This window comes from Pantoea sp. EEL5, assembly GCF_049892805.1.
GTDB classification, from domain to species: Bacteria; Pseudomonadota; Gammaproteobacteria; order Enterobacterales; family Enterobacteriaceae; genus Pantoea; species Pantoea ananatis.
Genome location: NZ_JBNDNJ010000001.1, coordinates 2,018,848 through 2,040,147, shown reverse-complemented (window position 1 = coordinate 2,040,147; position 21,300 = coordinate 2,018,848). Strand labels below are relative to the sequence as shown.

Here is a 21,300-nt window from a genome sequence, read left to right as displayed (position 1 = left end):
ATGTTTCTTATTTGTGAAAAAAAATAGCAAATAAAGTAATCGTATTGGGACTAAAATGATTGTTAGTTATCATTAAACGCGGTACATATAGCCCAAAGTGAGATTTAACTCGCAAATTTGCTCTACCGGGCGATTGCGGATCGGCGCGTTAAGCAGACTTTACCCACTCTGCAGGCTGACACCATTGGTTGTGAATTGCGCTTCATTCTCTGGAGATAGGGATCACTATGTTGCAACTTTCGGTTGTGCATCGCCTGCCGCAGCGGTTTCGCTGGATTAGCGATCGTCATGCCGTGATTGAAACCGACGATGCGGGCTCAGAAGAGCATGACGTTATTGCGCTCCGGCTGATAAGCCATGATGGTGTTCCGGCATGGGAGATTCTGCGGGAACTGAAAGACATGCTGGCCGCCATTCAGGTTGACGGCAAAATCGCCGAGTGCGAAGGGCAGCCCTGCCTTTTTATCCGCCGTTGTGATGAGAGCGCCACGAACTGCTGCCTGAAAAATCAAGGCGTGGCGATTGCGGAAACCTTCATCGGTCACTGAGCGAAACGGAGCCGAGCAGCTCGCGGGTATAAGCCTGTGCAGGTGTGGCAAAGAGTGTCTCACAGTCGCCTTGTTCAACGACCTCGCCCTGACGCAGTACGATGAGCTGATGGCAGAGCGAGCGCACCACTTCCAAATCGTGACTGATAAACAGATAACTCAGCTGACGCTGCTGCTGTAATCCCCGCAGCAGCGTCAGAATCTGTTTTTGTACGGAGCGGTCGAGTGAGGAGGTTGGCTCATCCAGTATCAGCAGCTCCGGTTCAAGAATCAGGGCGCGCGCAATAGCGATTCGCTGACGCTGACCGCCGGAAAACGCAGCTGGATAGCGATGGCGGCTTTCCGCGTCCAGCCCGACCTCGGTCATGACCGCTTTAACCCGTTCGTCCTGTTGTGCGGCACTCAGGTGTGGATAATGCACGGCCAGACCTTCGGCAACGATCTGCTGAACAGTCATTCGGGGATTCAGCGCAGAATTAGGATCCTGAAAAACGACCTGAATGCGGCGACGCAGCGGCAACAGCGCTTTTCTCGACAGCTGATGCAGCGGCTGATTGTCAAACCAGACCTCCCCCTGAGCGGCAATAAGACGCAACAACGCCATACCGGTGGTGCTTTTACCTGAGCCTGACTCGCCTACTAATCCCAGACTTTCGCCTCGTTTCAGGCTAAAGCTAAGATTCTCTACTGCAATTTTTTCGCCTGTTTTACGTTTAAACAGGCCCTGACGCAGGGGAAAACTGACGCGCAGGTTGTCCACCTTAAGAATAACCGGCGTATCCGCAGGGAGCGGCACTGCACGACCTTCCGGATCGGCTGCCAGCAGCTGCTTCGTGTAGGCGTGCTGAGGCTGTGTTAGCAGGCGCTGGCCGGCGTTATGCTCAACCACCCGACCAGAGCGCATCACGCTGACGCTGTCTGCCAGTTGGCGAACAATCTTCAGGTTATGGGTAATAAACAGCATGCCCATATTCAGTTCCTGTTGCAGTTCGCGCAGCAGGCCAAGGATCTGCGCCTGAACGGTGACATCAAGCGCGGTGGTCGGTTCATCGGCAATCAGCAGCCTCGGCTGGGTCAGCAGGGCCATCGCGATCATCACACGCTGGCGCTCGCCCCCGGAGAGCTGATGTGGAAAAGCGTTCAGGCGGGAGGCCGGCTGGCGAATACCCACGCGATCGAGGCAGCGCAGGATTTCCGCTCGCGCGGGCTCGCGTCGCATGCCGCGATGTAGAGAAAGCACTTCATATAGCTGCTTTTCAATACTGTGCAAAGGGTTGAGTGACACCATGGGTTCCTGAAAAATCATCGCCATCTGATTACCCCGCAGGCCGCGGAGTCGCTGCGCCGACGCCTTGAGCAGGTCTTCGCCTGCCAGCAGAATTTCGCCCTGAGGATAGGCGACGGCGGACGCGTGCAGCAGCCGCATGATCGACAGGGCGGTAACGCTTTTTCCAGAACCGGATTCGCCCACCAGGGCCAGGGTTTCTCCTGCCTCTATACGCAGCGAGACATCGTCCACCACCTGATACAGCTGTTTGCCCTGACGAAAGGCGATGGAGAGATGGTTAACAGCAAGCAGCGGGGTGCTCATTCAGACTCCTTTACTGGGATCAAAGGCGTCGCGCACGGCTTCGCCAATGAAAATGAGCAGCGACAGCAGAATCGCCAGCGTAAAAAAGCCCGATAAACCCAGCCAGGGGGCCTGCAGGTTATTTTTCCCCTGCAGCAGCAGCTCTCCCAGAGAGGGAGAGCCGATGGGCAGACCAAACCCGAGAAAATCGAGCGAGGTTAAGGTGGTGATAGAGCCACACAGGATAAAAGGCAGAAAGGTCAGGGTTGCCACCATGGCGTTGGGCAGGATATGACGCAGCATAATACGTCCGTCACTGACGCCCAGCGCCTGCGCGGCCCGAATATAGTCAAAGTTACGGGTACGCAGAAACTCGGCACGTACGACGCTGACCAAACTCATCCAGCCAAACAGCACGGTAACCAGCAGCAGCCACCAGAAGCTGGGCTGAATCACGCTCGAAAGCAAGATCAGCAAAAACAGCGAGGGCATCCCGGACCAGACCTCAATCAGGCGTTGACCTATCAGGTCCACCTTGCCACCAAAGTAGCCTTGTATGGCACCGATGACGATCCCAATCACGCTGGAAAACAGCGTCAGCAGCACCCCAAACAGGAGTGAAATGCGCAGACCATATAACAGACGCGCCATAACATCGCCGCCGTTGGCATCCGTGCCCAGCCAGTTCTGCCGGGAGGGCGGCGAAGGGAAGGGCACCTGAGAAGCGAAATTAATACTGTTGGCACCGAAACGGATGGGTGCCCAAAGCGCCCAGCCGTGATTTTCAATGCGCTGTTGCAACCAGGGATCCTGATAATCCGCTGCCGTGGCAAACGGGCCACCATAATCGCTTTCGCTATAGTTAAAAAACAGCGGAGCGTACCAGCGCTGCTGATAATGCACCAGCAGCGGTTTATCATTGGCAATGAATTCCGCGCACAGGGAAAGCATAAAGACAGACAGAAAAATCCACAGCGACCAGTAGCCACGGCGGTGATGACGAAAGCGCTGCCAGCGCTGCTGATTTAGGGGAGAAAGACGCATCACCGGCCCTCAAAATCAATACGGGGATCCACCAGGGTATAGGTCAAATCACTCAGGATATTCATCAGCAAACCTATCAGGGTGAAAATATACAGGGTGCCAAACATCACGGGATAATCGCGCTGGATCGTCGCATCAAAACCCAGCAGGCCCAGGCCATTAAGAGAGAACATCACCTCAATCAATACCGAACTGGTAAAAAACATGCTGATAAAGGTGGCGGGAAAGCTGGCGATCACCAGCAGCATTGCGTTGCGAAACACATGATGGTAGAGAATGCGCCGCTCTGAGAGGCCTTTAGCCCGGGCGGTGACCACATACTGTTTGCGAATCTCATCCAGAAATGCATTTTTGGTCAGCATAGTTAAGGTGGCAAAACCGCCAATCACCGTCGCCAGTACCGGTAGCGCAATGTGCCAGAGATAATCGGTTACCCTGGCGTACCAAGGCAGCGAATCAAACTGTGGAGACGTCAGACCGCGCAGGGGAAACCAGTCAAAATAGCTGCCGCCGGCAAACAGAACAATCAACATAATGCCAAACAGAAACGCCGGAATGGAGTAGCCAATAATGATGAAGGTGCTGCTCCAGACATCAAAGGTACTGCCGTTACGCACCGCCTTTCTAATGCCCAGCGGGATGGAGACCAGGTAGATAATTAAGGTACTCCACAGGCCAAGGCTGACAGAGACGGGCAGGCTCTGTTTGATTAACTGCAATACGGAAGCACTGCGAAACAGGCTGTCACCAAAGTCAAAGCGCAGATAGTTCCACAGCATGGTGAGATAGCGCTCCCCGATAGGTTTATCGAAGCCGTAACGTCGCTCAATTTCTGCGATGACCTCCGGGTCCAGGCCGCGCGCGCCGCGGTATTGATTATCCCCTGGCGTGACGCGATGCAGGCTGGCCTGGGTGCCGCCGCCTTCACCGCTGCCCGCACCAGGCAGCCCGCTGGTCTGGCCAAACTGGATATTCGCCAGCGCCTGATCGACCGGGCCGCCTGGCGCAATTTGTACAATAAAAAAGTTGAGCGTAATGATGGCCCACAAGGTAGGAATAATCAGTAACAGTCTACGTAAAAAGTAACTTGCCAACCTGCCTCTCCTCAGCGTTTGTCGGCCGGCAGTCGCCCGGCTTTATTCACGTCATACCACCAGTTATCCAGACCTGTGCTGTAGGCAGGTTTAACCGCAGGATGGGAAAATTTGTCCCAAAAGGCAAGTCGCTGCTCGGCGTTGTACCACATCGGGATCATATACGCATTCCACAGTAAAATACGGTCCAGCGCCCGGCCCAACGGCAGCAAGGCGTCCGCATCGTCCTGATGGGCGATGATCTGTTTCACAACGCTATCGACAACGGGGTCCTTGACCCTGGCCGTGTTCCAGGAGGACTGAATATAGTCCGATTGCCAGTTGGCCTGCAGACTGCGTGAGGGGGTTGGCATCGCATGATAAAGATTACTGACCATATCATAGTCACCGCTGCGCAGGCGGCGCAGGTACTGCGAGCTGTCAATTTGGCGTAGCGTTAACGTGATACCCAGCCGCGCCAGATTATGTTGATAAGGAAGCGCCCATTCACTGTTTGCGCCTGCGGGCAGCAGCAGCTCTGCGCTAAAGGGCTGCCCGGTTTTATCATTAATCAGGCGCTGATTCCTGATGTGCCAGCCCGCCTGATTCAGCAGGGACATTGCCTTGAGCAGGTTGGTGCGATCGTAGCCGCTGCCGTCAGTTTGTGGCGGCACATAGGTTTCACTGAAGACTTCAGGCGGTAACTGTGCTGTGAACGGCGTCAGAATGCGCAGCTGCGCGGCATCGGGCAGGCCCCGTGCGGCATAGTGGGTATTCTGAAAATAGCTGCCTGTGCGCTTAAAAGCCTGATAGAAAAGCGTTTTATTCATCCATTCAAAATCGAAAGCCAGCGCCATCGCCTGCCGGACCCGACGATCGCTAAACAGGGCTTTTTCATTATTCAGCGCCAGCCAGCGCGTATCAATTGAGGCGGTATTCGGTGTGGTTTCTTTCACGATCTGTCGATCGTCGAAATGACGCCCCAGATACTGCGTGGCCCATTTCTTTGCCGACGTCTCTTCCCGCAGATCAAAGGCCCCGGCTTTGAATGCCTCAAATGCCACGTTGTCGTCCAGGTAATAGTCGTAACGCATTACATCAAAATTGAACCGGCCACGGTTAACCGGCAAATCTGCCGCCCAGTAATCGTTCACGCGACTGAATTCAATAAACTGGCCCAGCTTCCACTTACTGATGCGATAAGGCCCACTCGACAAGGGGGGCTGGCTGAGCGGCTCGTTAAATTTTCTCGTCTGCCAAAAGGTTTGTGAGATCACCGGTAGCGTCAGCAATCCCAGCATCAGGTCTTTATCCGGGGCCGGTAACCTAATACGCACGGTCTGGCGGTTGAGGGCGGTGACCGTGATGCCGCGATAAAATATCCGAAACTGCGGAACCCCTTCAGTCATAAACTTTTGGAAGGTAAAGGCCACATCCTCCGCCGTAATGGGTGAACCATCCTGGAACCGGGCGCGGGGATTAAGGGTAACGTCCATCCAGCTGAAATCCGCGGGATGACGAGCAGATTCCGCAATGAGTGGGTAATAACTGCTGGTTTCATCGTCCGACGTCGTGAATAAGCTGTCATACAGGGGCCCGGTACCGGCACCGGGATTGCCACGTGAGGCATAGCGGTTGAAATTGTCGTAAGTGCCAATGACGGACAAGACGATCTTGCCGCCCTTGGGCGCGGCAGGATTCACATAGTCGTAGTGACTGAAGTCTTGCGCATACTTTGGCGTCCCAACCTGAGCAAACGCGTAGCTTGTCTGAACCGGGGAAGCGTGCAGCGGAAGGGTAAGCAAGCTACACAGCAGCAGAAGGGCGAAGCGGAGCTGCATAAGGGATGTTCTCTCCTGTGAGTGTCTTGCACCGCAGCGATAATCTACGGCAATTAAAGCATGGGTTACCTGTTTTGACGCTGAAAATAGTCTTTGATCTGCTCCGGGCGTAACGGACGGCTATAAAAATAGCCCTGTAAATAGGTGACGCCACGGTCGATCAACCAACTGGCCTGTTCGTCGGTTTCAACGCCCTCGGCCACGCTCATCAGATTGAGCCGTTTAGCCAGTTGTAACACCGTATCCAGCACCGGCGAAGTGATCGTTTCCGTTCCGATACTTTGCACAAATCCACGATCGATTTTCAGGTAATCAAAATGGTACTTCTCAAGATAGATTAATGCACTGTGCCCGGTGCCAAAATCATCAACCGCGATTTTAATGCCTCGCTGTTGTAGCCAGTGAAACAGTTCGGCCGCATTCGCGTTCTCGACGACTGCGCGCTCGGTAATTTCAAAAACATACAGAAAATGATCGTGAGGCATATTGTCCTGCCAGTACAGGACATCGTCACGAAAACTGCAGGCGCTGAGATGCAGAGGGGAAATATTTACGCTGATGCAGGTTCCTTTGGGCAGGCTATCACGGAGTTGATGTGCATCGCGGGCGACCAGTTCAAACAGGTGTCGGGTCAGGGGGACGATTTGGCGTTGTGCTTCAGCATAGCTGATAAAAATATCGGGTGGGACCGTTTCACCCGAAGGATGTGTCCAGCGTAGCAGTGCCTCCATACTATAAGATTTGCCATCCTGGGCCGAAACTAAAGGCTGATACTCGACATGAAATTCCCCTCGTCGGATACCCAGGGTGATCTCTTTGCCAGGCCGCTGAAAGCGGGTCAGCAAAAACCAAAAGGCACAGCTGGCGATTAATGAAATCAGCAGGCTGCTCAGCATGATGGTCTGATAGTCACTTGCTGACAGCGTTGAACCGTAGAGAGCAAACTGGAAAGGAAGGCCTTCCAGGGGCGTTTGCATTAGCGGCGGCGGGAGTTGACGATTTCGTACCAGCGTTGGCTGCCAACTGGTCATGGCAGTTTTATGGGCGAGTAAGGCAATCCCGGTGATTTCGGGGTAAGAAGACGCTTTTAGCTGATACGTTGCCAGGCTCAGATTCAATGTCGTAAAAATGCCGGACTGAAGGGTGCCGGGCTGCTTAATCCAGATGGCTAGCACCGGCTTTGTCGGCTGCATCGGCGTACCCGGCAACAACCGAATGTCCCTGTCACGTGTGCTATCCGTTCGGGCTGAGAGCGCGCTAAGCGGCTGAAAAAAGCTTCCGGTTGCGGAAGAGCAAAACGCGTTACCGTCTTTAACTAAAATAATGGCGCGTATGTCGCCGGCAAACGCGGCTTGCGCGGTTAACTCATGATTACCGATATAGCATTCTGACTGAACGAATGGAAGCAGGGGGGAAAGCGTGTCCGAAATAAGCGTCTGGACGCTACGTTGAAAGTCGTTACTACTGTCGATGAGCAACTGTTTATGTTGGCTTTCCCGACGATGTTGGGTTTCGATGAGCAAAACAGAGGTTAACAACAAAAAAAACAGACTGCCAATAATCGCGCTATTCCACGCGATTTGACGAGGATAAGTTGCCTGGCGTATCAGCGCCCGCGACAATGGCATGAAGTGCTTCCCCTGATCAAAATATAAAACTTACTGGTGCGCAATCGCCCGAATATTTGCGTCTGAGAATATAACGAGTCTGTTAATAATGTCTCGTTATTATTTTGATAAACAAGTATTTTTAGGGGGATTCGAGGGATTAAAAAAAAACGCTGCCTGGGCAGCGTTCTGTTTTTCTCTGGCTGAGAGGACATTCGGGAGCGGCATTAGCTCGGGTTGCGACTTAAGACCCGCCGCGCTTCGCGATAACGTTTTTTCCAGTAATCTTCATTAAGGCTGGAGATCATGACACCGCTGCTGGTCGAAGCATGAACAAAGTTGTCATTGCCGAGGTAGATACCGACATGACGGCCCGTTGAGCCAGCACGGAACAGAACTAAGTCACCCGGTCGCAGTCTGCTGCGAGAAATCTCTTTTCCCGTTCCCTGCTGTTCGGACGTTGAGCGAGGAAGATCCAGACCAAACTGTTCGCGGAACGTACGCTGAACGAAAGCGGAACAATCAATACCACGCTTGGTATCACCGCCAAGACGGTAACGAACACCTTTCCAGCTCGCGTATTGATCCATGATGCGCGTCTTAACATCAACGTTGCGCACCATCTCTTCGAACTCATCCTGAGACGCTTGAAGTAAAAAACCATTCTGGTTGTTAACTTCATGATTCTCGTTTTTAACGGTGTTATGGGTACTGCTACAAGCTGAGAGGAGAGTTGCCAGCGCCAGAGCGGGCGCAATCCGCCAGATATATCTCAGTATTGGTTGAGACTTGACCATTATTCGGGTTTTCCTTCGAAGTCCTTACGACAAGATTGTCGCCAGCCAGATGACAAAACGGAATGAGATTAATAAGCCAGTCAGAACAAGACAATGCTTTAATTATAAAAATGTGTAAATCACCACATTTTATCTATTAAAGAATGCTTAATACCGCGTCTTCTTTTCTCACTGCGACCGAGATTAACCGATTCCAGAGGCCGTGGCGAGCGCTTTTAATCAAATTCTGATAGGTTTTTTTGATACTTATCAAACTTAAATAACTTGTTCACTTTATCAACAGTTATTCAAGGTGATAACAGGAGGAAAGGGGTGATCTGGCGCTAATTCCAGGCTTAGTGCGGGCTGGGAGAAGGTCAGCAGAGTAACTGTCGTCGAAGGCTGAAGAGAAGTCCTGCATTATCATCGGGTTCGGATGTCTTTTTTGGTTAGCTTGCTAATTATTTCCATGGGTTTTTTATAAGTGAGGGCGGGTTATAATTTAATCATAATTCCGCCCTCGCTAATTAATTACTATTAGGGTTTATTTTTACCCGGTAATTTGTGATAAAACCAATTAACCAGATAATCACTTGCCGGCGTTAATAGCCACCAGCTTAATCCCACTAACGCCACGGAAAGCGATCCGACTGCAATATCGCTAAACCAGTGCGCGCCTGCCATGACGCGTGGCAGCGAGAACAGCCCCACAATGACAACACCCACTAAAAACGTACGTAAGCCGAAATAACGCCACATGAATGCCGCAAAGATAATGAGCATCATGCCATGATCGCCTGGAAAACTGTCGCTTGACGCATCTTTGGCTGGGATACCCGTTAACTCACTGACGCGGTGAACGTTCTCAAAGAACAGCGTCGGGCTGGCGTGTTTTTCTGGGATCAAATGGCCCGCCTGGTTCAAAACGACCGCTGTCAGCAACATCGTAATGCCAATGGCAAACATACGACGGCGGCCCGCAGGCGTTTCCCGCCGCCACAGCCACAGATAGAGTAACCCCATCGCCAGCAACGACACGGCGTCAAAACCGCGAAAGTTAGTGATGGCGACCAGCAGGGCAAACCCTGGGTGATCCACCATTTCATTATTAAACGCGAAGAAAATCCCTTTATCGATATCAAACCAAAACCCGTGATGGGGCGGTAAATACCATGAAAAAAACAGCACCAGTCCCAGTGCGTTAAGCAACAGGATGGTGACAAGGCGTGTTGCGTGCATAATTCTGCCCTAGTAAAAAATAACCGCCGACCTTAATCCTGTCAGCTTAAACGAAACCTCAACAAAGCAGATTGTAAACTATTCCAGTCGGCAGATGAGGAATGAATCATCTCAATGCGACTGTCAGGTGGGGTTGCGGCGAGAATTTCAACCTGCACGTCTTCTCCCTGACGGTTAATGCTGACGCATCCTTCAGGGATGCGCAGCACGCCTTTAACCCGATCGACGGGGGCAAGCCGCGCCCATTCCAGCAAAGGAAGGCTATCAAACACCGTTTCGTGGTCAAAAATCCAGCCGCAGGCGACATAACCCTGACCCTCATTCACCGCCCGACGCCACGACGCGCGCCCGTCGAGTCGCAAGGCTGCGATACCGCTGCCCGGGGCCGCAGCGTGATGATGGTGGACCGGATGCGGAAGGGCGCGCGGTTTCCCGCGCGGACTGTCAAGTAACGCCAGGGGAATCTGACCGAACTCGGCAGTAACAAATTCACGATCGTCCTGATGGGCGGCAAGCCATGCCTGGAGGCGCTGCCGATCGGCCTCGCGCCAGCAGTCGCGTTTATTGCCGACAATAATGTCGGCCGCGGCCAGCTGATCGCGAAAGTTTTCATTTTCCGTTACACGCGCGTCGGCGAGCTGGCGGGCGTCCAGCAGGGTTAGCGTGGCCTGCAGTTCCAGCCAGGGTTGATAAACAGACGACGTCAGCATCTGTAGCAGCTGGCGCGGATGGCCCAGTCCCGTGGGCTCAATAAGCAGGCGGTCGGGCTTGTTTTGTTGAAGCAGCCTGTTTAGCCCGACCTGCATGGGCAGCCCATTAACGCAACACATGCAGCCGCCGGGGATCTCCTTTAACGTCGCGCCACGGTTGGCCAGTAACGCGCCATCAATACCAATCTCACCGAATTCATTGACCAGCACAGCCCAGTTTTCATTCTGGGGCTTGTGCGCCAGCAGATGAAGCAGCGTGGTGGTTTTTCCGCTGCCTAAAAATCCGGTGAGAAGGTTAACGCGTGTCATGCCAGTGACTCCTGTAGAGAAAGAGGGCGGTGTTATAATATAACACTACCTGTCAACCCGGCGTACAGCGCGCGTTCTCAGTCGGCACGTCCCATATAACGACGCTCGGCAACATGGATGCGAATGCGATCGCCGTTGCTGAGGTACTCGGGAACCTGAATGATCAAACCGGTAGACATTCCCGCCGGTTTAGTGCGGGCACTGGCCGATGCGCCTTTGATACCGGGTGAAGTATCCACAATATCCATGTCCACCGTTTGTGGCAGCTCAAGCGCCAGCACCTGGCCATCCATCGTGAGTACCTGAATGCCGGGAATGCCACCTTCCGGGATGAACAGCAGCTCTTCTTCTATTTGCGCTTTTTTAAAGGAATAGGGCGTGTAATCTTCGTCGTCCATAAAGACATATTCATCACCATCAATATAGGAGAAGGTAACGCTACGGCGGCTCAGGGAGATGGCCTCAATGATCTCGTCGCCCTTAAAGCGTTCTTCCACCTTCATACCGGTGCGAACATCGGTAAAACGCATTTTATAAAACGTTGCCGCACCGCGCGCGCTGGGGCTCTGGACATCAATATCCTTTACCAGCAGCAGTTTTCCATTGTGGGTAACGGCCATTCCTTTTTTGATTTCATTCGCCTTTGGCATTGCTGTTCTCACTTGCAGAGTAATAGTGCGCGCAACGTTACTCGCGCGGTCGTGAACAGGCAAGATAGCGCGAAAAATTTTGTGGTCGCGGATCAGTGGCAGTGCAGGCGGGCGTTTATCTTCAGGCAGGATGAAGTGACTCAAGCCTCTCGCTCTCTGGGCATCGCGCTTCTTGCGAAAGCACGTTAGCCGTGGCAGGAAAAAATTTTTACGCGGCAAGGGATTTCGACGCTTTAAGCGTTCTGCTATCGTCCACCTTTGACACTATACAGAGAAATTCAAGATGGAATGCCGTTCAGGCTGTGGTGCATGTTGTATTGCACCCAGCATTTCTTCACCCATACCTGGTATGCCCGACGGGAAGCCAGCTGGCCATAAGTGTGTTCAGCTCGATGAAAACATGCGGTGCAAAATTTTCGGTCATCCTGACCGTCCTCGCGTCTGTGGCTCGCTACAGCCGAGTACTGCGATGTGTGGCGATAATCGCGAGCAGGCAATATTCTGGCTTGGTGATTTGGAGAGAGCGACAACGCCAGGAATTTCAGTTGTGCAAAACGATGAGCAGTGAGCTTAATGCTTCGCTGTAACGCACAAGCGATAGCGCTGATTTAACGATGTATTGAATTACCGTTAATGTATAAAGCAATACCTTTTCTGTATACCTGAGTCAGTGATCTTAAAAAAACCAACCTGGTCAGAACATCCTGAGATTTCCTGTTAAACGGGATGTACCTTCGTTTGATTCTGAGTCGTTAGATCTGGCCAATCTTCAGATTTGATTCTATAACGCCCTGAAGCCGCGGCGTTCTGTTTATAGGTGGTTCATGGAAAGAATGAACGGAGACACTTACGCGTATGGACAATTTTTTATCAAGAGTCTGATTTGGGCGGGGATTTTTGTGGCCCTGTCACAGGCAGTATCGATTATTGTCTCATTGATATTCACTGATTTTATCCATGGAAATCCACACAGAAGCAAAAGTAATGCTGTTTCTATGATGGAAATTTTTCCATTAATAATGGGTTTTATAGCGATAATTGGCGTCTTTATTGTATTTTCACTCTCACAGGCTATTCAGGTAATTATGCTGCGAAAACTGTATCCAGCATTTGGTCGCCGTTCCTGTTTATTCGTCGCCCTGGCGACGCCGTTGGTTACGATTGTGACCTGGTATAGCTATGATTACCTGACGCCCACCAATTTTAGTTTTGTCGGAGCGGATTGGGTGCCGCCCTATCAGCATGGTATAAGTTTCACGAGATATTTTTTAACACTCGCATACCAGTGTATGGTAACGGCATTTAGCCTGCTCTATTTTGATTATGAGGTCAGGAAACGCTCAAAAAAATCAGTGTTGCTGGGGACTCTTCTCATAACGATTATCGCTGGCGCTTTGTGGGGATATCACGATGCAACGGTACAATATCATTTTATAGATAATCCTGCAGATTCTCCTTCTATAACCGATTCTTAAGTTCATCACTTTTGAACTGTGCTCTTACGCATTACCCTCCATCTTTGCCATAGCGTTTGTCAGGTACGCTTTAATCGCCCTTGTTTTAAGCTCCACCATTCAGAGTTTAAATAGCGAGAAACGGAGCGTTCACTTCATTGCGTCCAGCCGACTTCAGCGTACGCCCGGACGGTAAACGGCAAGACTCAACGCCAGATCCGCTGTCCAGAGTCGGTAACATTTTGTTTTGCAGAGCAAATCTGACGAGCCAGAGAAAGACCCGTCAGATGATGGCTATCGGTCTCACCTGATTAGCACCGTAATTTTGCCTGGCTAAGGCGATAACTCTTCAAGCGATTTCCCTTTGGTTTCAATGGCGAAGAGCAGGGTAATCACTCCGCCGATTAGGGCAATCACGGCGAACGCAATGAAAACAAACCGGATACCAAATCCCGATACAATGAAACCCACCATCAGCGGCCCAACAGACGACCCGGCGCGCAGCCAGGCGCTGGAAAAGGCAGTACCTGTCGCGCGAAGTCTGGTCGGATACAGTTCGGCAGAATAGAGATAAAGTGAAAAGGCAATTGTTTGCAAAATAGCATAGGCCATGCTGCCCAATATCAGTATCTGCCATGGCGTATTGGCACCCAGTACACACAGCACGATGAGCGGAATAATGGCCAGCATAAATGCCCAGGTGTACCAGCGCTTACGGCCTACTTGATCGATCTTAAAGGCACAAATGACAGAGGCAATAACGCCACAGGTAGAGGTAATCCATCCATAGGCCAGGCTGGTTTCTAATGGCAGATGAAACAAGGTTCTGTACATAGTGGGAAACCAGGTAATCATGCCGTTGTTAACGGTATAAACCGTGAGCCACAATCCCCACAGCATAAACGTGCGGGATTTGTAGATACCTGAAAACAGCGCCTTTACGCCGCTGGACGAGGCGGGCATCACCGGTACGGGTTTTATTACGGGGTCGGGCAATGACATACCGCGACGTAGGGCTTCTGCTTCAAACGACTGAACGACTTTTTCAGCCTGTTGATGGCGGCCTTTAGAGACTAACCAGCGCGGAGACTCTGGCATAAACCAACGCAAAGGCGCCGCCAGAGCTGAAGGGATCAGACCAATGAGAAACATGATTTTCCAGCCATAAATGGGCACCAGAAAGAATCCGATAAGGCCAGCACACATCATGCCGACTGGAAAGATCACTTCATAAAGTAGAAAAAACCGACCCCGCTTCTTTGCACCGACAAATTCGTTGATATAGGCACTGGCAACGGGAACCTCAGCACCAATGCCCAGTCCCTGCAAAAAACGAATGATCAGAATTGACCAGCCGTTCCAGGCGAACAGGCAGGCGGCATCCATAATCACAAACATCACGATGGTGATACGTAAAACACCAATCCTGCCAATTTTTTCTGCCAGCGTACCAAAAAAGAGCGCTCCCACCAGTTGCCCAATATAGCTGGCTGCAATGATCAGACCGACGAACGTCGGCGTAAGCCCCCATTCCTGCGTCAGTTGTGGCAGGGCAAACGCGATGGCAATAATGGTATAGGCATCAAAAAAAGTGGACAGCCCTACCACAACACGAATCGCCATTAACCGGCGTGTGATGGGCAATCGCTCAAGCCGTGCCAGTAATACTGATGCGTCGGCGGGATGAGCGTGGCAAGCGATAACCTGAGTTGACATAGTTACACCCTGTTGCGTGATGGATATGGGGCAAACATGCAAGACGACGCGCGTTCCTGAGCCATGCATTTGCAGCCCACTCACTGACGGTGGTTGCATAAAACCTGTGCAAAACGGATAGTGTGAAAACGTTAATGCAATCGTTTTCACATGAGTTATCGTTGGTTTAATATCCCGCTGCGTCAATTAAGCGGCTTGATTAATTGTTAACGTGTTCACATTCCGCTCTCAGGCAATCGAAAAAGCGTGAAACAGGTCATACTCTCTTCAATAGCCTTTATGGGGACGCTCAGGCTGGGGAGAACAATGAGAGCCTAAGCGTTGAAAATCGTATTCTTCAGGCGTGACGACAAAGAGAAATGCCGCCCCTAGGCAGTGCATGTTAAGGGCGTATCCCGTTGTTATAGCGTCTGTTGTATAGTATTGCCGTCTGCAGAGGGATCTTTGCCACCCACATTAATCCTCGGAGTGATATATGGATCAGGAAAGCCAGGAAAAGGAACAGTCGGATAAAAGGCTGATAACGATGCGTGATGTTGCTAATGCCGCGGGCGTAAGCATCTCCACCGTATCGCGAATTCTGGATGAGAGGCTTCCGCAGTCAAAAAGCGCGTCAGCTGAAAAGGTTCGCCAGGTTGCCCGTGAACTTGGCTATCGGCGTGATTATGTTGCCTCCAGCCTGCGCAGGGGCGATACCGGCACGCTTGGCGTTCTGGTTCCGCGTATGACGGATGCGGTGACGGCGATGCTGTTTGAGGCTATCGCGACAGCAGCTTCACGACGCGGCTATTTTGCCATCGTGGCGACCTGTGGTGACGATCCGCAACAGGAAAAAGCGTCCGCAGAATCACTACTGGACAGACGCGTTGACGGCCTGATTCTTTCAACCTGTCGTCTGGGCGATCCGCTTCCCCAGACCCTGCGGGAGCGCGAAATACCGCACGTGCTGGTATTGCGTACGGATGGCGTAAGTCCTTCTTCCGTTGGCGATGACGAAATGGGCGGCTACCTTGCAGCGCGTCATCTGATCGATTTAGGCCATAAAAAAATCGGGATGATTGGTGGACCGGATTTTGCGTCCAATGCGTTGAATCGTCGAAAAGGTTTTGAACGGGCAATGGGTGAAGCCGGTTTGCCTGTTCGGCCAGAATGGTGCCGTTCGTCTGACTTTAATATCAAGTCAGGCGAAGATGTGGGGTCGTCAATGTTGAACCATCCCTCGCGGCCTACCGCAATTTTTGCCGTCAATGATGAGATTGCGATTGGGGTCATGGCTGCGGCGCATCGTGCAGGCATGACCATCGGTAAAGACCTGTCACTGGTCGGATACAACGATATCCCCCTTGTCAGCCGCTTGCCTGTCGCATTGACCTCAGTGCGAACACCGCTGGAACATATTGCCGGGAATGCTGTAGATATGCTTATCCATGGCAGGCATGAACCCCATTTATCGACCATTATTCCTACGTTGATTCCGCGAAAATCCACGTCTTCTCCTCATCAGTAATCGTTCCTTTAATGACCGCATTGCGAATGTAATGTGGTCATTAACCCGCTGGGATCCCGATCGCAAACTCTCTTCGTCTCCCAAAGCGTTTTGTGATAACTGCCTCATTTATCAATCGCCGCTGGTTGACGCGATGAAATTAGATTGCCAATTTATCTTATGTGAAAACGATTGCAGTAACGTTTTCATATTGTGTTCACTTTGACTGAACCTGTGACTAAAAGTATTTCACATCAAGGAGTTAATCATGATTAATATCGACCTCAGAGGTTTAACCCCTGCGCCTGTCACCCCATTCACGCGCGAAGGGCAAGTGGATTTTGACGCGATTCAACGTCTGGGCAGTTGGCTGGGAAGTATCGACGGCGTAAAGGGGCTGGTGGTCCTGGGGCATGCTGGCGAGGGCACCTTTCTGACGCAGGATGAACAGGCCGACGTGATTCGGGCATTTGTAAAATCGGTCGAAGGCAAAATCCCCGTTATTGCCGGTATTACCGGGGAAGGCACCGAAGTCGCGGCGCGTGAGGCAAAACGCGCTGTCGAGGCCGGTGCGGCTGCCGGTTTGCTCTATCCCTCACACGGCTGGTTGCGTTTTGGGTACCAGGACGGCGCACCCCAGGATCGCTACCGGATCGTGTATGAAGAGAGTGGTTTACCGCTTATTTTATTCCAGTACCCGGATGTGACCAAAGCCACCTATAACCTGAAAACGCTGCTGGATATTTCCGCGCAACCCGGCGTGTTTGCGATGAAAAATGGCGTGCGTAATATGCGGCGGTGGGATACTGAAATTCCCGTCATCCGCCGTGAACGTCCCGATCTACAGATTCTGACCTGCCACGATGAATATCTGCTGCATACCATTTTTGATGTTGATGGCTTCCTGGTGGGCTACGGCAATATTGCCCCTGAGCCGCTGATTGAAATGATTAACGCAGGTAAAGCGCAGGACTATAAGAAAGCACGTGCTTTACATGATCGACTGATGCCTGTGACTAAAGCGGTTTACCATCGTGGCTCACATATGGAAGGCACTGTCGCACTCAAACATGCGCTGGTTGCGCGTGGCATTCTGGAACATGCCACTGTCCGTTCACCGCTGTTACCGCTGGGTGAGGGAGCGGCCGAAGAGATTCATGCCGCAATGCGTTCTGCTGAGCTGGGCCGGGTGAAATAAAACGGGCGAGTCTGGCAGGCAGGGCGCCTTCATGTGGGAACTGCCTGTCGTCGCGGCCTAAGGCTATTCAACGTATCTCTGGGATAACCCGGTTTACTGACCGGCAGCCAGCCAGAGAAAAAAGGCATCAGCGCGAAAAGAATTTACACCCTCAGTGCACCTGATACGCAGAAAACGGTTATTTAGCCGCGTGCCATTTCTCTGTAGGACATACCGACAAATAACCCGTTGCAACCTTGCGGAGTGAAAGGAAGCCTGTACCGGCCTTGAGTGTGGGCTGGAACGGTGTAAACCGCAGTCAGAAGGAATGGGATCATGCTACTACTACAGTTTATGACCGTGCTTTTTTTTCTGTTTTTGGGAATGCGTATTGGCGGTATCGGTGTGGGGTTTGCAGGTGGGGCGGGTGTAATCATGTTGTGCGCGCTGGGTGCCACGCCTGGCGATCTGCCCATGCTGGTAATGGTATTTATTATGGTGGTGATCGTCGCCATATCGGCCATGCAACAGGCAGGCGGCATTGATTATCTGGTGCAACTGACAGAACGTGCCTTACGTCGCTATCCGCGGTTGTTGGTGATTACGGCACCGCTCTCAACCTGGTTACTGACCATGATGGCCAGTACCGGGCAGGTCTCTTTTGCCTGTATGCCCGTGATTGTGGCTGTGGCCAGAGATAATCACCTTCGTCCAACCCGCGCATTAGCGCTTTCCGTTGCCGCATCCTTACTGGGCATTGTGGCCTCGCCCATTTCTGCCGCCGTGATTTTTCTCTCTGGGATTCTGGAACAGGGACCGCATGGTTGGGGCTATATTGAACTGATTGCCGTGACCATTCCCGCCACCTTCATGGCGCTTTTCTGTTCCGCCTTGTTTTACCTGTGGTGGGATCGCTTACGTCACACAGACCAGCTTGAGCATCAGGATGATGCGGTAAACACCGTACAGCATTCGCATTCCGCTCTCCACGGCAGACGTTCAGTACTGATTTTTATTGTCGGCCTGGTGACAGTGCTGATTTATGCCATTATCAGCAGCCCTAAAATGGAGATCATTACCCGCCCCGTTCTCAATAGCGGACAGGCACGGATTGCCGTAATGCTAACGGTGGCGATGGCTATCGTCATGTTCTGTCGGGTGAATGTGCATACAATTCCGGGATCGTCGGTGTTTAAAACCGGAATGACGTCTTGTATATGCATACTGGGTGTGGCCTGGCTGGGTTCCACATTTATGGAGAGCAATCGTCTGTGGTTGCAGGATAGGGTGGCGAGCTATTTTCTGGATTCCACATGGTTACTGGCGTTGATTATCGTACTGGCATCATGTTTTCTCTATTCTCAGGCGGCATCGACCAAAATTTTATTTCCGATGGCCTTAAGTATGGGCATTGCGCCCGCCACGCTTGTTATCTGTTTTCCCGCTACCGCGTCCCTGTTTATCTTACCGAACTATCCCACATTGCTGGCCGCCGTTGCGCTGGATGATACGGGATCCACCCGCCTTGGCCGACGGATAATCGATCACCCATTTATCCTGCCTGGCCTGCTGGCTACCGGTCTGTCGATGCTTTTTGCAGCAGGTTTAGCAAGGCTGTTCTAACCTTAAGGACATCATGAGGGTAAAAGGCTAAGCCCCTTTGCCGCCATGCTGTGAAGCCCGTGCTGGTGGATTATCACTGTCTGGCAACGTGCCTCTGAGAGGTTAACGTTACCCTGTTTGCAGCGTCTGCTGACGCTGCTGAAATCACGCTCAAAAAAATCGGCCTCGTGTCGTCCAGACTTCAGCACTATTTTTAAGAAAATTCCGTAACCTCTCTGAATTGTGCGTAATGTCAAAGATCTGTTATGCCGTTTACGCATTTTCTTGCCTGCAAAGCCAAGCTGAATAACAATCCCTGAAACGTTTCAGCGTTGCTGTGACAACCTTCACCAGGTCAAACAGCAAGATTCAACACCATTGAGCTGAAACGATTCAATCAGCAAGCGAGGAGAATTATGTTCCAGCTCGAATTGCAGGCCATCCATACCGGAGCCAGCGCCCAAAATAAAGAAGATGCGATTCGTCAGGTTGCGGCGGCACTTACCGCTGCGGGTAACGTGGCGGAAGGTTATGTCAACGGCATGCTGGCGCGTGAGCAGCAAACCTCAACCTTTTTGGGTAATGGCATCGCCATTCCTCACGGCACCACCGACACGCGCGATCTGGTGCTGAAAACCGGCGTTCAGGTCTTTCAGTTTCCTCAGGGAATTGCCTGGGGCGACGATCAAACGGCCTATGTCGCGATTGGTATTGCCGCGAAATCTGATGAACATCTGACGTTGCTGCGCCAGCTGACGCACGTACTGAGTGACGACAGCATCGCCGAACAGCTTAAAACGGCCTCTGCTGAAGATCTGCGCGCGCTGCTGATGGGTGAGAAGCAGTCAGCTGAATTCAGCTTCGATACTTCACTAATTTCCCTGGATGTCAGCGCACGTGACCTGATAACGCTGCAGGCCGTCAATGCCGGCCGCTTACAGGCTGCGGGTGTGGTTGATGCCAGCTATGTTGCTGAGGTGGTTTCCAGTAAACCGCTGAGTCTGGGGCAGGGCATCTGGTTAAGCGACAGCGGCAAAGGCAATCTGCAAAGCGGTGTGGCCGTCAGCCGCGCGACGACAGCCTTTGAACATGAAGGTGAATCCGTGGCAATGCTAGTCAGCGTGGCCGCCGTCGATGACCGCCCGCTGGAGGTACTGGGTTACCTGAGCGCACTGCTGCATGGCAACAAAGCCGACCGTTTGCTGAAAGCCGATGCGGCAGGTGTTTATGCCCTGCTAACCAGCGAAGTTGACGAGCAGGCAGACCAACTGACGGCTGAATTTACTATTCGCAACGAGCATGGCTTACATGCGCGTCCGGGGACCGCCCTGGTGAGCGTGATTAAACAGTTCAACAGCGACATTACGATTACCAACCTGGATGGCAGCGGTAAACCTGCAAACGGACGCAGCCTGATGAAAGTCGTTGCGCTGGGTGTGAAAAAAGGTCATCGCCTGCGTTTTACTGCCAGTGGTGAAGATGCCCAACAGGCGCTGACGGCTATCGAAGAAGCCATCAACAGTGGCTTAGGTGAGGGGGCGGCATGACCAGACGTGTTGCAACCATCACGTTGAATCCTGCGTACGATCTGGTCGGTTATACGCCTGAAATTGAACGTGGTGAAGTGAACCTGGTGAAAACCACTGGCTTACATGCTGCCGGGAAAGGCATCAATGTGGCGAAAGTGCTGAAAGACCTGGGTATCGACGTAACCGTTGGTGGCTTTCTGGGTAAAGACAATCAGGATGGTTTTCAGCAGCTCTTTAGTGAACTGGGGATCGCCAACCGTTTTCAGGTCGTGAATGGCCGCACGCGCATTAACGTCAAGCTGACTGAGCAAACCGGTGATGTGACCGATCTTAACTTTTCCGGTTTTCAGGTGACGGCTCAGGACTGGGATCGCTTTACCAGCGACTCATTAACCTGGCTGGGCCAGTTCGATATGGTGTGCGTGAGTGGCAGCCTGCCGGAGGGGGTGGATCCGGATGCCTTTACCCGCTGGATGACTGAACTGCGTACGCACTGTCCCTGCATCATCTTTGACAGTAGCCGCGAAGCGCTGGTGGCGGGCCTGAAAGCCGCGCCCTGGCTGGTTAAACCTAATCGTCGCGAGCTTGAGATTTGGGCAGGGCGCAAGCTACCTGCACTCCAGGACGTGATTGACGCAGCGCACGAGTTGCGTGAGCAGGGCATTGCACATGTGGTGATTTCTCTGGGTGCTGAAGGCGCACTTTGGGTCAATGCCTCAGGTGAATGGATAGCTAAACCGCCGGTGTGCGAAGTTGTCAGCACCGTTGGCGCAGGTGACTCCATGGTAGGTGGCCTGATTTATGGCCTGTTAATGCGTGAATCCAGTGAACATACGTTGCGTCTGGCTACTGCGGTAGCCGCGATGGCTGTCAGCCAGAGCAACGTCGGCGTGACCGATCGTACCCAGTTGGCCGCAATGATGGCGCGCGTCGACTTACAACCCGTTAACTGACAGCAGGAGAGCGATA

The 21,300-nt window shown here is 52.3% G+C and carries 18 protein-coding genes; 8 read left to right on the top strand and 10 right to left on the bottom strand.

The window, feature by feature from the left end; all coding sequences use genetic code 11:
* The first annotated feature begins 227 nt into the window (after positions 1–227).
* Positions 228–548, top strand: coding sequence for a hypothetical protein (locus ACPXSQ_RS09635; protein WP_013026453.1), 321 nt, complete (start codon positions 228–230; stop codon positions 546–548).
* On the opposite strand, the gene yejF is transcribed toward ACPXSQ_RS09635, so the two are convergent.
* The 9 genes from yejF to yeiP form a co-directional block, all read right to left on the bottom strand.
* Positions 535–2,139, bottom strand: coding sequence for a microcin C ABC transporter ATP-binding protein YejF (gene yejF / locus ACPXSQ_RS09630; RefSeq protein ID WP_072138170.1), 1,605 nt, complete (start codon positions 2,137–2,139; stop codon positions 535–537). The genes ACPXSQ_RS09635 and yejF overlap by 14 nt on opposite strands.
* Positions 2,140–3,162 carry an ABC transporter permease gene (locus tag ACPXSQ_RS09625; RefSeq protein WP_014605409.1) on the bottom strand — a complete coding sequence of 341 codons (1,023 nt, stop codon included), beginning with the start codon at positions 3,160–3,162 and terminating at the stop codon, positions 2,140–2,142. It abuts the gene before it with no gap.
* Positions 3,162–4,256, bottom strand: a complete 1,095-nt coding sequence (locus ACPXSQ_RS09620; RefSeq protein ID WP_015699894.1) for a microcin C ABC transporter permease YejB — start codon at positions 4,254–4,256, stop codon at positions 3,162–3,164. Before ACPXSQ_RS09620 ends, ACPXSQ_RS09625 begins: the two co-directional genes overlap by 1 nt.
* 11 nt (positions 4,257–4,267) lie before the next feature.
* Positions 4,268–6,076 carry an extracellular solute-binding protein gene (locus ACPXSQ_RS09615; RefSeq protein WP_072138169.1) on the bottom strand — a complete coding sequence of 603 codons (1,809 nt, stop codon included), beginning with the start codon at positions 6,074–6,076 and terminating at the stop codon, positions 4,268–4,270.
* A gap of 65 nt (positions 6,077–6,141) precedes the next feature.
* Complete coding sequence (locus ACPXSQ_RS09610) at positions 6,142–7,704, bottom strand: cyclic di-GMP phosphodiesterase (protein ID WP_104933510.1); 1,563 nt, start codon at positions 7,702–7,704, stop codon at positions 6,142–6,144.
* Positions 7,705–7,910: 206 nt separating this feature from the next.
* Complete coding sequence (gene mepS, locus ACPXSQ_RS09605) at positions 7,911–8,480, bottom strand: bifunctional murein DD-endopeptidase/murein LD-carboxypeptidase (RefSeq protein WP_013026447.1); 570 nt, start codon at positions 8,478–8,480, stop codon at positions 7,911–7,913.
* Positions 8,481–8,996: 516 nt separating this feature from the next.
* Positions 8,997–9,698: a phosphatase PAP2 family protein gene (locus ACPXSQ_RS09600; RefSeq protein ID WP_014594127.1), complete on the bottom strand. Its 702-nt coding sequence runs from the start codon at positions 9,696–9,698 to the stop codon at positions 8,997–8,999.
* A 41-nt stretch (positions 9,699–9,739) separates the two neighbouring features.
* Positions 9,740–10,717: a CobW family GTP-binding protein gene (locus tag ACPXSQ_RS09595; protein WP_014594126.1), complete on the bottom strand. Its 978-nt coding sequence runs from the start codon at positions 10,715–10,717 to the stop codon at positions 9,740–9,742.
* A gap of 77 nt (positions 10,718–10,794) precedes the next feature.
* Positions 10,795–11,367 (bottom strand): elongation factor P-like protein YeiP, encoded by a 573-nt coding sequence (gene yeiP, locus ACPXSQ_RS09590; protein WP_426143512.1) that lies wholly within the window; start codon positions 11,365–11,367, stop codon positions 10,795–10,797.
* 283 nt (positions 11,368–11,650) lie between these two features.
* Between yeiP and ACPXSQ_RS09585 the strand changes: the two genes are divergently transcribed.
* Positions 11,651–11,935, top strand: a complete 285-nt coding sequence (locus ACPXSQ_RS09585; RefSeq protein ID WP_014594124.1) for a YkgJ family cysteine cluster protein — start codon at positions 11,651–11,653, stop codon at positions 11,933–11,935.
* Positions 11,936–12,191: 256 nt separating this feature from the next.
* Positions 12,192–12,842 carry a hypothetical protein gene (locus ACPXSQ_RS09580; protein WP_014594123.1) on the top strand — a complete coding sequence of 217 codons (651 nt, stop codon included), beginning with the start codon at positions 12,192–12,194 and terminating at the stop codon, positions 12,840–12,842.
* 312 nt (positions 12,843–13,154) lie between these two features.
* Here ACPXSQ_RS09580 and ACPXSQ_RS09575 read toward each other — a convergent pair whose 3' ends face one another.
* Entirely contained in the window at positions 13,155–14,537 is a 1,383-nt protein-coding gene (locus tag ACPXSQ_RS09575; RefSeq protein ID WP_024471943.1) for an MFS transporter, read from the bottom strand.
* 475 nt (positions 14,538–15,012) lie between these two features.
* On the opposite strand from ACPXSQ_RS09575, the gene ACPXSQ_RS09570 reads away from it, so the two are divergent.
* From ACPXSQ_RS09570 to fruK, 5 genes are all read left to right on the top strand, one after another.
* Complete coding sequence (locus ACPXSQ_RS09570; protein ID WP_426143509.1) at positions 15,013–16,044, top strand: LacI family DNA-binding transcriptional regulator; 1,032 nt, start codon at positions 15,013–15,015, stop codon at positions 16,042–16,044.
* Positions 16,045–16,291: 247 nt separating this feature from the next.
* The gene (locus tag ACPXSQ_RS09565) at positions 16,292–17,221 is read left to right on the top strand and encodes a dihydrodipicolinate synthase family protein (RefSeq protein WP_072138165.1); all 930 of its coding nucleotides are present in this window, start codon (positions 16,292–16,294) and stop codon (positions 17,219–17,221) included.
* A 315-nt stretch (positions 17,222–17,536) separates the two neighbouring features.
* Positions 17,537–18,823, top strand: a complete 1,287-nt coding sequence (locus tag ACPXSQ_RS09560) for an anaerobic C4-dicarboxylate transporter family protein (RefSeq protein WP_028715355.1) — start codon at positions 17,537–17,539, stop codon at positions 18,821–18,823.
* Positions 18,824–19,218: 395 nt separating this feature from the next.
* The gene (fruB, locus tag ACPXSQ_RS09555; RefSeq protein ID WP_064352343.1) at positions 19,219–20,349 is read left to right on the top strand and encodes a fused PTS fructose transporter subunit IIA/HPr protein; all 1,131 of its coding nucleotides are present in this window, start codon (positions 19,219–19,221) and stop codon (positions 20,347–20,349) included.
* Positions 20,346–21,284 (top strand): 1-phosphofructokinase, encoded by a 939-nt coding sequence (gene fruK, locus ACPXSQ_RS09550; RefSeq protein ID WP_013026437.1) that lies wholly within the window; start codon positions 20,346–20,348, stop codon positions 21,282–21,284. Before fruB ends, fruK begins: the two co-directional genes overlap by 4 nt.
* Positions 21,285–21,300: the final 16 nt, after the last annotated feature.

Coding starts and splice junctions, on each gene's coding strand:
- yejF (WP_072138170.1), bottom strand. CDS start 2,139: ATGAGCACCCCGCTGCTTGCTGTTAACCATCTCTCCATCGCCTTTCGT.
- ACPXSQ_RS09560 (WP_028715355.1), top strand. CDS start 17,537: ATGCTACTACTACAGTTTATGACCGTGCTTTTTTTTCTGTTTTTGGGA.
- ACPXSQ_RS09610 (WP_104933510.1), bottom strand. CDS start 7,704: ATGCCATTGTCGCGGGCGCTGATACGCCAGGCAACTTATCCTCGTCAA.
- ACPXSQ_RS09565 (WP_072138165.1), top strand. CDS start 16,292: ATGATTAATATCGACCTCAGAGGTTTAACCCCTGCGCCTGTCACCCCA.
- ACPXSQ_RS09615 (WP_072138169.1), bottom strand. CDS start 6,076: ATGCAGCTCCGCTTCGCCCTTCTGCTGCTGTGTAGCTTGCTTACCCTT.
- ACPXSQ_RS09600 (WP_014594127.1), bottom strand. CDS start 9,698: ATGCACGCAACACGCCTTGTCACCATCCTGTTGCTTAACGCACTGGGA.
- ACPXSQ_RS09580 (WP_014594123.1), top strand. CDS start 12,192: ATGGAAAGAATGAACGGAGACACTTACGCGTATGGACAATTTTTTATC.
- ACPXSQ_RS09635 (WP_013026453.1), top strand. CDS start 228: ATGTTGCAACTTTCGGTTGTGCATCGCCTGCCGCAGCGGTTTCGCTGG.
- fruB (WP_064352343.1), top strand. CDS start 19,219: ATGTTCCAGCTCGAATTGCAGGCCATCCATACCGGAGCCAGCGCCCAA.
- ACPXSQ_RS09570 (WP_426143509.1), top strand. CDS start 15,013: ATGGATCAGGAAAGCCAGGAAAAGGAACAGTCGGATAAAAGGCTGATA.
- fruK (WP_013026437.1), top strand. CDS start 20,346: ATGACCAGACGTGTTGCAACCATCACGTTGAATCCTGCGTACGATCTG.
- ACPXSQ_RS09625 (WP_014605409.1), bottom strand. CDS start 3,162: ATGCGTCTTTCTCCCCTAAATCAGCAGCGCTGGCAGCGCTTTCGTCAT.
- ACPXSQ_RS09575 (WP_024471943.1), bottom strand. CDS start 14,537: ATGTCAACTCAGGTTATCGCTTGCCACGCTCATCCCGCCGACGCATCA.
- ACPXSQ_RS09585 (WP_014594124.1), top strand. CDS start 11,651: ATGGAATGCCGTTCAGGCTGTGGTGCATGTTGTATTGCACCCAGCATT.
- ACPXSQ_RS09595 (WP_014594126.1), bottom strand. CDS start 10,717: ATGACACGCGTTAACCTTCTCACCGGATTTTTAGGCAGCGGAAAAACC.
- mepS (WP_013026447.1), bottom strand. CDS start 8,480: ATGGTCAAGTCTCAACCAATACTGAGATATATCTGGCGGATTGCGCCC.
- yeiP (WP_426143512.1), bottom strand. CDS start 11,367: ATGCCAAAGGCGAATGAAATCAAAAAAGGAATGGCCGTTACCCACAAT.